The sequence below is a fragment of the Shewanella metallivivens genome, from assembly GCF_028750675.1.
GTDB classification, from domain to species: Bacteria; Pseudomonadota; Gammaproteobacteria; order Enterobacterales; family Shewanellaceae; genus Shewanella; species Shewanella metallivivens.
Genome location: NZ_JAQQPZ010000003.1, coordinates 284,698 through 298,341, shown reverse-complemented (window position 1 = coordinate 298,341; position 13,644 = coordinate 284,698). Strand labels below are relative to the sequence as shown.

Here is a 13,644-nt window from a genome sequence, read left to right as displayed (position 1 = left end):
ACACAATGAAACGTACTTTTATTTTAATGCTAGATTCTTTTGGCCTTGGTGCTGCTACTGATGCTGAAAAGTTTGGTGATGTCGGTTCTGATACTTTTGGTCACATTGCTCAAGCGTGTGCACAAGGTAAAGCCGATATTGGTCGTCAGGGACCTCTAAAGTTGCCTAATTTAGCTAAATTAGGTTTAGGTCATGCTGGCTTTGAAAGCACGGGTAAATTTGCTGATGGCTTTAACGCTGATGTTGAAGTGATTGGTGCTTATGGCCATGCTGACGAGCTGAGTTCTGGTAAAGATACTCCTAGTGGTCATTGGGAAATGGCGGGTGTACCGGTTCTGTATGAATGGGGCTACTTCAGCGATTTAACTCATTCTTTCCCGAAAGAGCTGACTGATAAAATTCTTAAACGTGCAGGTTTAGAGGATTTCTTAGGGAACTGTCATGCATCTGGTACCCAAATTCTTGAAGAGCTTGGCGAAGAGCATATGAAAACAGGCAAGCCTATTTTCTACACTTCTGCTGACTCTGTATTTCAAGTGGCTTGCCATGAAGAAACATTTGGCATAGAAAACCTGTACAACTTATGCAAAATTGCTCGCGAAGAACTTGAGCCTTATAACATTGGCCGTGTCATTGCCCGTCCTTTTGTGGGCACTGGCCCTGCTGATTTTGCCCGCACAGGTAATCGTCACGATTATGCGGTATTACCCCCGGCCCCCACCATCCTTGATAAGCTGAAAGCCGCCGGCGGTGAAGTGGTCAGTATTGGTAAAATTGCCGATATTTATGCACATAGTGGTATTACACAAAAGTTTAAAGCGACAGGCCTTGAAGAGTTATTTGACGAGACCTTAACGCAAATAAAACGCGCAGGTGATAACACCATCGTGTTTACTAACTTTGTCGACTTTGACTCTCATTATGGTCATCGCCGCGACACTGCCGGTTATGCGAAAGCATTAGAGTATTTTGATTCTCGTTTACCTGAACTCTTTGCTATTTTACAGCCTGACGATTTAGTGGTGTTTACCGCTGATCACGGTTGCGACCCAACTTGGGTTGGAACAGAGCACACTCGTGAACGTGTGCCTGTATTAGCGTACGGAGCAGGTTTACCGGCTGGTTCATTAGGTCGTCGTCAATCATTTGCTGATATTGGCCAATCCATTGCGAGCTACTTTAAACTAGAACCAATGAATTATGGTGAATCTTTTATTAATTAGTCACATTTTCAAACGACGGTTCTATATAAAATTTAATGTGTTTGCTAAACTGTCGATATTATTAAAGCAAGACCAAATAAAATAGAAACATAGGGGTTATAACATGGCTACACCACATATTAATGCTGTAGAAGGTGCTTTTGCTGAAACTGTACTGTTTCCAGGCGATCCGCTACGTGCTAAATACATTGCAGAAACCTTTTTAGAAAATGTTGAACAAGTCACTGATGTACGTAACATGCTAGGCTTTACGGGTACCTACAAAGGTAAGCGTATTTCTGTAATGGGCAGCGGCATGGGTATCCCATCTTGTTCAATTTATGCTCATGAGCTTATCAAAGACTACGGTGTTAAAAACTTAATCCGTGTTGGTACTTGTGGTGCAATCAGCACTGACGTAAAAGTACGTGACGTGATCATTGGTATGGGTGCTTGTACTGACTCTAAAGTGAACCGTTTACGCTTTAAAGATAACGATTTTGCTGCTATTGCTGACTACAGCTTACTGAGCGCAGTGGTCGATTCTGCTAAAACTCACGGCACTAAAATCCGCGTAGGTAATGTTTTCTCTGCTGACCTATTTTACACACCAGATCCTGAAATGTTTGACGTGATGGAAAAAATGGGTGTATTAGGCGTTGAAATGGAAGCCGCTGGTTTATACGGTGTGGCACATGAATTAGGTGCTAAAGCTTTATGTGTTGTGACAGTATCTGACCATATCCGTACGGGTGAAAAAACCACTTCTGATGAGCGTCAAACAACTTTCAACGACATGATCGTGATGACATTAGATGCAGCGTTAACGCTCTAATTTATAATGTTATATTAAAAAGAGGCACTCAATGAGTGCCTCTTTTTTGTTGCTGATTATACCTATCTTTAGCGTGTTGCACTTTAGGCGAGGGGATTTTTATCAACAACATTATCTGCCGTTTGCGAAGACTCCGTAAGCAAGGCCGATTTTTTTGGCTTTTTGTGCAGTTTAGCGCGTGTTTTTCGGCGATCGAAATCGGCTCGCTTAAAGGACAGTGAACGCGATAATAGCAAACCGATAAAGCCAGCAACGATTAACATCATTTGCTGAAGCTCCATGTTCTGTTCGTGCAAAATCTTAATCTCGTCAAAAAAGATATCCAAGTTTAAGCGCACCTCAACATAACCTAGGTTGTTGTCATCTTGAACCACATTTTCGATTAATGGCGGGTAAGGTTTTAATAAACCTTTTAATGCTTCTGAGTCAGCTTCTAATTGCTCAAAAGACACACTCTGAGCAAAGGCAAGTCTAACACCTTGAGAATTGTAAATATTCACAGACATGACTTTAGGATCAGCGGCTAATGCCGACGCTAACCATTGAAGTTGCTCGTCATTTTGTAAATACATAGCTGGGGCAGCGCCATTGGCAGCTTGTTGTGCCAGTAAGCGTGCCATTACTTTCGTTTGCGAGTTAAGTAAGTTTTGACCATTGCGTAAACTGGCCTGCCATAAATGTATCAGACCAAAAATCAGTGTTATTGCGATAATAATTTGTACTATCCGACTGAATTTTTGTCTTTTCTTAAGACCTTTAACAAAAATCACTTTAATCCTCAGTGTTTTTTCTATTTAATTGAAGGCTGCTTTGGGTTGTCTGTGGTGTATATAAGGCACAGCGGCAATTCAATTACAGAAAATCATCAAAAAGCTATACTAATCGAAAATTTTGTCAGTAGATAGTCGTAACATACCAAGAGGCCGGATTGATGCAACAAACCCGTGATAATGTTTTACTTAATTGGTTATTTTCAGAGACTTGTGAGACTTATCAACATCAAGGTCGTGTGCTATACCGCTATGATGAATCTGAATATGTATTGGGCTTACAATCTCATTTACCTTACCGTTGTCGAGTTATTTTTAATGTTGAATCCGCCGCTGAAATCGAATCTTGGTTAGCGCAGACACCAACAGATGTGCATATTGCCGAACTGAAAAGACAAAACGATTTGCGCGGATTCGAGCTTGCTACTCAAAGTGTGAGTGACCAATGGATAGGCTCTTTTCCACAACAAGTCAGCGCTGAAATCGTGCTTATTCAACAACCTCTCGCACAGCTTAAGGTTGCCGGTTTATTAGTGATGGACATGGACTCTACCGCGATTAAAATCGAATGTATTGATGAACTCGCGGCATTGGCTGGTGTGGGTGAAGAAGTTGCTGCGGTGACCGCCAGCGCCATGCGTGGCGAGCTAGACTTTGAGCAGTCGTTAAGGCAGCGTGTAGCTAAATTAGCCGGTGCAGATGAGAATATCATTCAATCATTATGCGATTCTTTACCCTTGATGCCTGGGATTGAGTCGATGATTGCTGAGCTCAAGTCTTATCAATGGAAATTGGTGGTTGCCTCTGGTGGTTTTACGCCTTTTGTTGGTCAGTTAAAACAATTACTCGGTTTAGATGCGGCCTACGCTAATGAGTTAGTGATAAAAGATGGCAAGCTGATGGGTGAAGTCACGGGCGAGGTCGTTGATGCACAATATAAAGCTAATGTGATTGCAAAAAGTGCAAAGCAATGGTCAATAGCGGCTGGGCAGTGTGTTGCTATTGGTGATGGCGCCAATGATATTCCAATGATCCAAGCGGCCGACCTTGGTTTGGCATTTCATGCCAAACCAAAACTAGTTGCGGCGGCTGATGCGGCGATTCAACGTTTAGACCTGCGTGCTTTAGTCTTTTGCTTACAAGCATAGAATGCGTTAATTGCGTTAATTTTTAACGCAATTACTCTAGGTATTTCATGGCAGTAATGATAGCTTAACCTTACGATTGAATTGAATACTGCCTATTTTGACGACTGCTATTTTACAACATTCATTATTTATTCCTTATCGTGAAGGTCGCCTTCACGTAAGGCATATTCATCCTCAAACTCCACATGGGGCGACGACCCCAATTTTGATGCTACATGGTGCTATGTCTAACGGCAGGGTGTTTTACAGTGAGTCAGGCCGTGGATTAGCATGTTTTTTGGCTAAAGCTGGCTTTGATGTTTATGTGATGGATACCGCCGGACGAGGCTTAAGCGAACCTAAAATTCACCGTGATTTTAGTCTGGGGCAAGGTGAGGTGATCCGTGAGCAGCTCCCGTTGGTACATCAGTTTATATTGCAACGTCACCCACTCGTAAACCAAGTTCATTGGTGTGCCCATTCGTGGGGAGGCGTACTCATGGCCAGTAGCTTAGTGCGTTTTGCTGATTTGCAGGGCAGTGTTGCATCCTTGCTAACATTTGGCTCCAAACGAACCATTAGCATTAAGTCGTTCAAAAAGTGGCTAATGGTCGATTTTTTTTGGAACCGCTTGGCCCCTTTTTTTGTGCAAAGGCAAGGTTATCTAGATGCAAATCGTTTACGTGTTGGCATGGACAACGAAAGTCGCGCCTCGTTATTGCAAACGATTGATTGGGTAAAAGGCGAATGGATAGATCACGATGATGATTTTGATTATGCGAGTGCAGCAAGACAAACCCTGTGGCCAACAAGCTGGTTTATTGCGGGTAAAAACGATCGAGTACTGGGTAATCCCTCTGATGTGCGCGATATGATTGCCGAATGTGGCTTTAAGCAAGTGAAATATACATTATTGTCTAAAGCGCAGGGAAACTTATTTGATTATGATCATGCAGGGATGTTAACCCATAAACAAGCTGAGCAAGACCACTTTGTCGCGATTAAGCAGTGGTATTTAACCTTATAAGGCAAGTTGTTATTTAGGTTGGCTGATCATGACTAAGCTGGGGTAACGTATTTCTACTTCTGCTGTTATATCAAGTAATTCACCAGAGCCGATGACTTTCCACAGTTGTTCTTCAAGATGTTTGGCGCGGTGGTTAGCATGAATATGGATATATTCTAATTCACGACGAATATAACTCATGTCTGGTTTGTCTGTCGCACCACGATAGACTCGTAAAGCCATAAAACGGCCAACTTTTTTACTTTGTTGAATAAATTTTACTTGGTTGTCTTTACCGCCTAGCTCCGACTTAAGTACACATTTTAGTTGCACAGAGCCTCTTGCTTGGCGCACGAGTTGAATAAACACCTCAAAAAAATCCATGTCATGGCTAGGTTTCATGGCTTTGATTGGATCGATGATTTGTTGTTTTAGGACATTGTTATCAAGTAATGGTCGTAAATTATATTGCAGTACTTGGTCCGAGTCTTGGGCAAACAAATGGCTTATTTCATCAGTGGTTGTGCCAATGCCAATGTAGGCCATCTGTGCTGATTTAACTGTTTTTTCAATAAAATAAGGTACTCCAGGCAGCTGACGCATAAACAAGTTTTTAAGTCCGTCGGCTAGCTCTTTAAGTTGGCCTTCATTATCAGATAATTGCTCTAGTTTTTGTTTATTATGTGCAATCAGTTTATTTAAAAACTCAACGCCATCATGTGGTGTGTGTCCTATCAGTGCACTTAAATGCAATGTTTGGCCGTTCATGCGGCTACGGATGAGTTGATAAGGTAAATGGGCTAAATTGGCTTTGCCTGAAGCGGCTTGCAGGCGAGGGAAAGACAACATAACTTGAGCAGGCTCGGTAAAATCGACGCTTTCTTCTAATATAAGCTGTAAGCCTCGACTAGAAATATCATGGGTGACGCCTGTGGCTTTCTTGTCGCCTTGTTGGATCGTTACAAGGGTTTTAAATGCAAAACGAGCTTCGTGACGACGCTCACTGAATGGCATCGATACTTTTTTAATGCTGTGTTTCTTAACCTTGGCTTGTGCAAAAATTTTCAGGCCATTGACATCGGCCTTATTAAACCACCCTTGGTAATCTTTGCGTGCATCTTCATTGGTTAAGTCGATCAATTGTAACGTATGGCTAAATTGCGCTAATTGTTGCTCTGTTAGAGCACTATAACGTGCATCATCACCTGGTAGTGTTGATGTTTTGTAGTTTTTGCTGTGATCAATCGTTTGCGCTACAACCTTAAATACTCGCCAGCTCGCTTTGGTTGATGCAAATCCTAAAAATAAATGCAGGTTTTTGGTCGCTTTTAACTCTGCTAGCGACGCTGAGTAGAAATGCAACTTCCCTTGTGCGTGGTGAGTAAATGAAAATAATAAACAGTGGTCAACATCAAGGGTATTTTTTAAAATTTGAGTTAATCGTCGGCTATTTAAGAAGTTAGGCAACTGGCTGACTTCATTTTCATCTTGAAAATAGTGTTGTATTGGTTGATTACCTCGGCCTAATAGCTCATAAGCAATATGTGGTATGTCATCTTTAACGCTAATATACAAAGGAAGATGGGTTAATAGGGGTAAGTAATGCCGCTCATAACCAAGACCTGTGGCAGTCACAATGACATCATTAACATCCACTTTGTAACGAAATTTAAAGCTTCGAATGACTTTACTAATCACTTTGTCGAGCGTCTCACCACCGCCAAGGCGTTTAAGTCTTAGTATGGCATTGCCGTCTTTGTTTTGAATATCAACAATTTGATAGTCAACACCATGCTGAAGATCATCTACAAAAAACTCTTCACTTAGTTCGAGTAATTTGAGCTTAATCGGCTTGTCTTGATCTAAGTGGTGTTTTAAAGGAAGTTTTATCCTCGCGCCGCCAACAGAAAGATCGAGGGTGACGCCGTTGACCTCTGGCACTCCTGGTTGATTCACCGCAATTCGAATGCTGTAATTCATTCGCTCTTCACAGCGATTAAAATAACTGCCAAGCACAACACCTGGTACTAAATAAGGGTTTTCTTCTGAAATCAGTTCTTCTGGTTCTATATTACGAAGCTTTAAACGGCGTAACTTATGCGCTTTAACAACCTGTTCGTAAACACCAAGTGTATATTTATTACGATATAAAGGCAGAGCATTGATGAGTGACTCTTTAGCCGGTTCGTCAAGAAAGTGTCTTTGATTGGCTATGACAACTTCTTCACAGGGTAATTCTGTTTTGTCACGCAAATCAATAATACGAGTGCATTGCGAAGAGATGCGGTTTAATTCCATTTTTAATAGGAATCGGGTTGAGTTTGATTCATCCGCAGTTAACTGCTCGAAGATTTCCTGAAAATCAGGCTCCATCAACAAGGGTTTAAGTTGTTCAATCAATGCACTGTGATTATCTAAACTCATTTATGTTATCGTTTTATTGGCTTATTGTGAGTCTGGCTAATATTTATCGGCAAGAACATGCTGTTCTTTATAATATTTTTCATCATTATGCATGACCAATCAACAATTGGTAAGCTAATATGATGCAAAAGTAAATGAATAAAAGTAATCGACGAGTGTGAAATTAATATCGATCTCATCATGCTACACCACATTAGTATTTGTCGTTTTTTGCTTTTATTGCTTAGGCGTATTCAGTGTGAACAAGATTGGTATTTTTGGCAAGGTTCAAACAATATATCTTCGCTATAAACTTCATTTAATTGAGTATTTATATAAGTTATCTAAGCTTTTGTCTCTACTGCACCGTTATAGGATAATGGGGCTGATTGTATTAACGGTTTATATTGCCACAGTTAAGTGCGGTGAAAAATCAACCTTAAGTTAAGTTTTTAAAAGACTAAACATTCGTGTAAATGGTAGGAAGTAACATGGCTAAAGCTCCAAAAATGGCATTTGTGTGTGACGATTGTGGTATGGATTATCCGCGTTGGCAGGGGCAATGTCGTTGTGGTGCCTGGAATTCGTTAGTTGAGGTGCGCCTATCTGCTGCTAAGACGTCTGCATCTCGTCCTGCGGTATTGGGGTATGCCGGCGCTGCGGGGGGCGGTGCTAAAAAACTGAATGAAGTCGAATCAGTAGAAGCAGAAAAAAGGCTCACGGGTATAGGTGAGTTAGATCGCGTATTAAGTGGCGGTTTGACTACGGGGTCAGTCAATATTATTTCAGGTGATCCCGGTGCGGGTAAAACCACTTTACTGTCGGATCTTGTCGCGCGGATGTCGCAGTCGACAGCGTCGTTATATTGTACTGCTGAAGAATCATTATCTCAGTTCAAAAACAGGGTAAATCGCTTAAAACTGAACTATAACGAAGACAATTTATACTTGTTATCGGAAACCAGTGTTGAGTCGATTATCGAAGAGTTAGAAGCAAAACAAATTAAATTTGCGGTGATTGACTCGATTCAAGCGGTGATAACCGAGAATGCCAACGGCAGCCCAGGTTCGCCTTCGCAGGTTAAAACGGCTGCGCAGGCGTTTACCCAATACTGTAAAAAAAACAACGTCACTATGTTTATCATTGCCCACGTGAATAAAAATAATGAAATCGCGGGGCCGCAAACGTTAGTGCACATTGTCGATTCGTTATTGCATATCGATACTAATGACGGCCAAATCCGTACTTTAAGAGCTAATAAAAATCGTTTTGGTGATGTTGATACCGTGGGTATTTTCCGCATGAGTGAGCGTGGCATGGTGAGCGTTGATAACCCCAGCGAGATATTTTTATCTGGGTCAACAACTGATTCTCCCGGTTCTACCATTACCTGCATTCGTAAAGGTAATCGTAACTTGTTATTAGAGATCCAATGTTTAACCACTGAAACCGAATCTGAGTTTCCGCAGCGCGTGTGTGTGGGGCTCAATATGAACCGGATTAAAATGTTAACCGGGATTTTACGTAAACATACAAAAACAAAGATTTTCCATGATACGTTTTTTAATATTGTTGGCGGTTTAAAAATTGATGAGTCTGAAACCTGTATCGATTTAGCATTGGTGACGGCATTATTGAGCAGTTTAAATGACTTTGTGGTGCCAAGAACCACCTGCATTATGGGGGAGTTGAGCTTAAATGGTGATGTAAGGCCAATTGACAGTGGTGTGCCGAGAGTGAAAGAGGCCGCGCAACATGGTTTTACTGAGATATTTATTCCATTTCGTAACTACCACAAATCCATGGAAGGCCTAGGTGCTAAAATTACCCCGGTTAAAACTATCCATGAGTTACTCGAACTGATTAATTAGTCTTTGTCCTGAGCTGAAAAAGGCAAGCCACTCGGCTTGCCTTTTTCGTTTTACAAAGTGCAAAAATGGTTATCTATAATCAGTAACAATAACGAACGACTATCCTTATGGCGCAGGTGTAATAAGTGAGGTTAGCTCACGATCGAGTAATTCAGCATCGCCCATGTTCAATTCAATAATTCGGCGCAAATGGGTAATGCTATCTAGATCGATGTGGGTACACTTTAACCCAAGATGCTCGTGGGTTTTATGCACGATAGCTGCTTCCATCTGCAGTTCAATATCAGAGTCTGGCAACACAAATGCCAACGTTAATATGGTATTGAGTTGCCCAGTATAACCTTCTGGTAACTCTACGAGTGCACCATTAAGGCTTAAATCTAAAATTTTGGTACGCCAAGTTTGCTCCGTTTGCGCTAAATGAGCGCTGGCAGCAAATAAGATACGAGAAAATTTGCGTCTGTCATCCATTGGGTACCCTTAATGCGTTTAATGATAACGAGTTATTGCTCACTATAATTGAGTCTATTAAAATAAAGCATACTTGATTTTTGCCGTTCGCGCTGCATTTTTACACAACACAAAGAGCGCAATGCGCTCTTTGTGTTGTCGATCATGTTTAAGCTTAAACCAGCAAATGTCCCATAAGAGCAATAACGGGGAGCGTGACTAATGTACGCAAGATAAAGATGACAAACAGTTCAAAAAAGTTAACCGGAATTTTACTGCCAATCAATAAAGCCCCTACTTCACTCATGTAGATTAACTGTGTAACCGATAACGCAGCAATCACAAAGCGGGTTAAGTCAGACTCAATTGAACTGGCTAAAATAGAGGGAATAAACATATCCGCAAAACCAACCACAATGGTTTTAGAGGCTGCTGTCGCCTCTGGAATTTGCAGTAGTTCTAGTAATGGAATAAATGGCATACCAAGGTAGTTAAACAATGGTGTGTGCTCAGCAAGTACTAATGCCACGGTACCAATGGCCATGACGACCGGGATAACTCCGAATATCATGTCGATAACGTTTTTAACGCCTTCAACTAATACTTGCTTAACGCCACCAGCGCCTGATGCACGTTGCATGGCTTGTTCAAACCCCCAAGACATGACGCCGTGATTTGCAGGTACACTTTCGTCATCTTCATGACGTGGTGTGTTGTCGATATACGTGTCTTTTTTCCATGACAACGGTGGTAATTTTGGCACAACTATCGCCGCGACAATTCCGGCTAAACAAACCGTTAAATAAAACGGCACAAACAAGTGTTCAAGTTTGACTTGCGAAATAACCACTAAGCTAAATGTAATCGATACCGCTGAGAATGTCGTGCCAATCACCGCCGCTTCCCTTTCGGTATAAAAGCGGGTTTCGTATTGTTTATTGGTCATTAAAATACCAACACTACCATCACCTAACCATGATGCCATACAGTCAATGGCACTGCGGCCTGGCAAGTTAAAAATGGGTCGCATAATTTTGGTCAACAAAGTGCCACAAAATTCAAGTAATCCAAAGTTAAGTAATAACGGTAAAAGCATTCCTGCAAAAATAAATACTGAAAACAATACTGGCACTAAGTCGTTTAATACTAAGCCGCCCGTAGCCGAAGAGGTGATAGCTTCAGGCCCAATTTGCAGATAAACCATCACGATAAATATCGCTCCAAGCACCCGAGTCGTTAGCCAAAATAAATTGACTTTTAATAGGGTACGCAAGAAGTGATTTTTACGAATAAATTGAGGGTTAATCACTTTTGTCAGTACAGAGGCGATAGCCATTAAGACAACGATGGCTGTTACGATTAACTGAATCGTGCTGCCCATTTCAGTTTGCAATGCTTTTGAAACGATAGCGATCGGAATAGTGATAGCACCGTCAATGCTGATAGGGGTCATAAACAGAAGCAGACCAATCAGAGACGGAATAATAAAAGTCAGTATTGTTTTAAGACTATGTTTTTTTTGTGTCACGTTAACTACACCTTACGTATGTGCTTTTTGAGTGAGCAAGTCGCACTTGCCTACTATCGAACATGGACATAGTAGTGAATGTCCATTCAGTTGCGTATTTTTGGAAGGCAAGGTTACCCCCTTATCTGCCGTATGTAAAATGATAACTGTACCGAATAGTTATTAGATAAATGTGGGTAGATATACGCGATATATTTTTGTGTTGTAGATCATATAAAACATAAAATAATCAGCGTGTTAATTTGTTGTTTTATATTTGTTTGTAAAGTGTTTTTGCGAAGATGTGAATGAAGCAATAGGCGATAAACAGCCATCTTAACCGAAAAGTGTTTAGGCTTACTGCGCGATATTGACTTAGCCGCGCAGTGAGCTTGGGATGAAAGGTTTAACGTAAAGTGGTTCGTTACCTTTCGTTATTGGACGAGCAAGGTGCTAACTGAGCTGATTCTGTGAACTGCATACCGGGTAGTCCTAACCAATAACCATTGCAATGCTGTTGTTTGTCTATGGCTGGCAAAAATTGTTCTAGCTGTGTGGGTAATTCGCCTGTTTGGCTAGTATCAGTGGCGGTTAAGTTAGCTAATAGTTCTGCCAGATCATGACCTAAACTCACATCAGCGAGTTTGCTGGGTGAGATTCGCCAATAATCGACGCCCATAGTGATCATCTCAGGAATGTGGTTAATTAAATTAATTTGTGCTGCAGACTGGGTTTGAATGCCATTTAATCTCAATAACGGTTGCGACTCTTGGGTTTGAGCCAGTAACCCTTTGCTGTGACGTTGACAAATTGTTTGGCACTTATCTTTGGGGAGTTGGTAGTGTTTCGCCGTAAAGCAGCGGGCGGAATGCGCTAATGGCATATATCCGTGGCCTAACACTTCAATTTCGAATGAGGGTTTTGTATCGGTATTCATCACCGCTTGCAGCCAATCTTTTGATAATTCACAAGGCATAACAAAGCGGTACATGCCTTTTTGATGCAATAAGTCCAAACTAGCTCGATTGTAATTATTGATAGTTGAACCACAAACAAAAGGGACTTTAGCTTGATGAGCGTAAAACACTGCCGCCATATCGTTAGCTTCAATGCTAAAGTCACCGTTATCAATAGCGCGTTTTAATTCATTAAGTTCAGATTGAGCTTCAATCAATGCCATCGTCGATAAGACCACGTGCTTACCGTGTGACTTTAACATATTGGCGAGATCTAAATAGTCGGTGAGTTTTAGCTCTCGGCGACGGGCGCAAACGGTTTCTCCAAGGTAAACCGTGTCGATATTACTGTTGGCCACTTGTTGGTAAAATTGTTCAACATCAGCTTTAGACCAGCAATAGCTGATGGGGGCGAGCGAGATTTTCATAGTAACCCTTATTGCCATTGGCGCTCGTAAGCACCTAATGTGGTAATTTGTCCTTCTGACACTTTAGCTAAAGCCTGTGACCATTGCGGTTGTTCAGCAAATGAATCCGGTGCGGCAAAGTAAGTGTCTATTGCCTTACGCCATACTTGAGTCACTTGGCTTACGTAAGCAGGACTGCGTTGGCGACCTTCAATTTTGAGTGACGCCACACCTGCTTTGGCTAAATCGGGTAACAGGCTTAAGGTATTTAAACTGGTGGGTGATTCTAATAAATATTTTGCGTCGTGTTCGTACTCAGCCACATAACGACCTTTACAGACTACCGGATAACCTAATTGTTGACTGGCGTCAGCTTTATCAATCAGCACATTATTTAAGCGAGTGAGTTTGTCTGTACCGCTGTCTTGCCAACGTACGTGATTTGCGGGTGAGCATGAACCGCCAGTATTAGGTGATTGTCCTGTAACATAAGATGATAAGTGACAGCGACCTTCTGCCATAATACACAAGCTACCAAAGGCAAAGACTTCTAAATCAACTGGGGATACCTTCGCTAAATCTCTTACCTGCTTCATTGACAGCACTCTAGGCAGTACAGCACGCTCTATGTTAAATGCTTCTTTATAAAACGAGAGTGCCCCTAAGTTGGTTGCGCTCGCTTGCACTGATAAATGTAGCGGTAGATGTGGATAATGCTGGTGAGCGTAGTTTAATAATGATAAATCGGCCACGATAAGCGCATCCATATTCAGTTGCGCAGCAATATCGACAGCCTGATACCAGCGGTGTTCTTGTCCTGGTTTAGGGAAGGTGTTTAACGTTAAAAATACTTTACGTCCTTGACTGTGGGCGAGCTTGGTAGCTTGGGTGAGCTGCTCTACTGAAAAGTTTAACCCGGCAAAAGACCTGGCATTTGTGTCATCTTTTAGCCCCAAATAGACCGCATCGGCGCCAGCATTTAAGGCAGCTTTTAAAGAGGCGAGGTTGCCTGCTGGGCATAAGAGTTCCATGTCACTGTTCTCATTTTTTTTAAAGAAAAGGAGTGTAAATGTGATTGAGTTAACATGAATTGATTTAAAACAGGTTTCG

General features: G+C 41.6%; 11 protein-coding genes. 5 read left to right on the top strand and 6 right to left on the bottom strand.

Going from position 1 to position 13,644, the window contains the following annotated elements; genetic code table 11:
* The first annotated feature begins 5 nt into the window (after window positions 1-5).
* Together PQR79_RS06620 and deoD are read left to right on the top strand one after the other, a co-directional pair.
* A complete protein-coding gene (locus PQR79_RS06620) occupies window positions 6-1,223 on the top strand; it encodes a phosphopentomutase (protein ID WP_238106940.1) in 1,218 nt (405 codons plus the stop codon).
* Window positions 1,224-1,326: 103 nt separating this feature from the next.
* Window positions 1,327-2,037, top strand: a complete 711-nt coding sequence (deoD, locus tag PQR79_RS06615; protein ID WP_238106941.1) for a purine-nucleoside phosphorylase — start codon at window positions 1,327-1,329, stop codon at window positions 2,035-2,037.
* Window positions 2,038-2,120: 83 nt separating this feature from the next.
* Here deoD and PQR79_RS06610 read toward each other — a convergent pair whose 3' ends face one another.
* Complete coding sequence (locus PQR79_RS06610) at window positions 2,121-2,807, bottom strand: YtjB family periplasmic protein (RefSeq protein WP_238106942.1); 687 nt, start codon at window positions 2,805-2,807, stop codon at window positions 2,121-2,123.
* 161 nt (window positions 2,808-2,968) lie between these two features.
* On the opposite strand from PQR79_RS06610, the gene serB reads away from it, so the two are divergent.
* Both serB and PQR79_RS06600 read left to right on the top strand, forming a co-directional pair.
* Window positions 2,969-3,955, top strand: a complete 987-nt coding sequence (serB, locus tag PQR79_RS06605; RefSeq protein WP_238106943.1) for a phosphoserine phosphatase SerB — start codon at window positions 2,969-2,971, stop codon at window positions 3,953-3,955.
* A gap of 97 nt (window positions 3,956-4,052) precedes the next feature.
* Window positions 4,053-4,961: an alpha/beta fold hydrolase gene (locus tag PQR79_RS06600; protein WP_238106944.1), complete on the top strand. Its 909-nt coding sequence runs from the start codon at window positions 4,053-4,055 to the stop codon at window positions 4,959-4,961.
* A 9-nt stretch (window positions 4,962-4,970) separates the two neighbouring features.
* Here PQR79_RS06600 and PQR79_RS06595 read toward each other — a convergent pair whose 3' ends face one another.
* Complete coding sequence (locus tag PQR79_RS06595; RefSeq protein WP_238106945.1) at window positions 4,971-7,364, bottom strand: PilZ domain-containing protein; 2,394 nt, start codon at window positions 7,362-7,364, stop codon at window positions 4,971-4,973.
* A gap of 470 nt (window positions 7,365-7,834) precedes the next feature.
* On the opposite strand from PQR79_RS06595, the gene radA reads away from it, so the two are divergent.
* Entirely contained in the window at window positions 7,835-9,214 is a 1,380-nt protein-coding gene (gene radA / locus PQR79_RS06590) for a DNA repair protein RadA (RefSeq protein WP_238106946.1), read from the top strand.
* A gap of 105 nt (window positions 9,215-9,319) precedes the next feature.
* Here the strand turns inward: radA and PQR79_RS06585 are convergent, their stop codons facing one another.
* From PQR79_RS06585 to ubiU, 4 genes are all read right to left on the bottom strand, one after another.
* Window positions 9,320-9,685 (bottom strand): PilZ domain-containing protein, encoded by a 366-nt coding sequence (locus tag PQR79_RS06585; RefSeq protein ID WP_238106947.1) that lies wholly within the window; start codon window positions 9,683-9,685, stop codon window positions 9,320-9,322.
* 154 nt (window positions 9,686-9,839) lie between these two features.
* Window positions 9,840-11,117 carry a YjiH family protein gene (locus PQR79_RS06580; RefSeq protein WP_238107210.1) on the bottom strand — a complete coding sequence of 426 codons (1,278 nt, stop codon included), beginning with the start codon at window positions 11,115-11,117 and terminating at the stop codon, window positions 9,840-9,842.
* A 478-nt stretch (window positions 11,118-11,595) separates the two neighbouring features.
* Entirely contained in the window at window positions 11,596-12,555 is a 960-nt protein-coding gene (locus tag PQR79_RS06575; protein WP_238106948.1) for a U32 family peptidase, read from the bottom strand.
* Between the two features lie 8 nt (window positions 12,556-12,563).
* On the bottom strand, window positions 12,564-13,565 hold the full coding sequence (gene ubiU, locus PQR79_RS06570) for a ubiquinone anaerobic biosynthesis protein UbiU (protein ID WP_238106950.1): 1,002 nt from the start codon (window positions 13,563-13,565) through the stop codon (window positions 12,564-12,566).
* Window positions 13,566-13,644 lie beyond the last annotated feature (79 nt).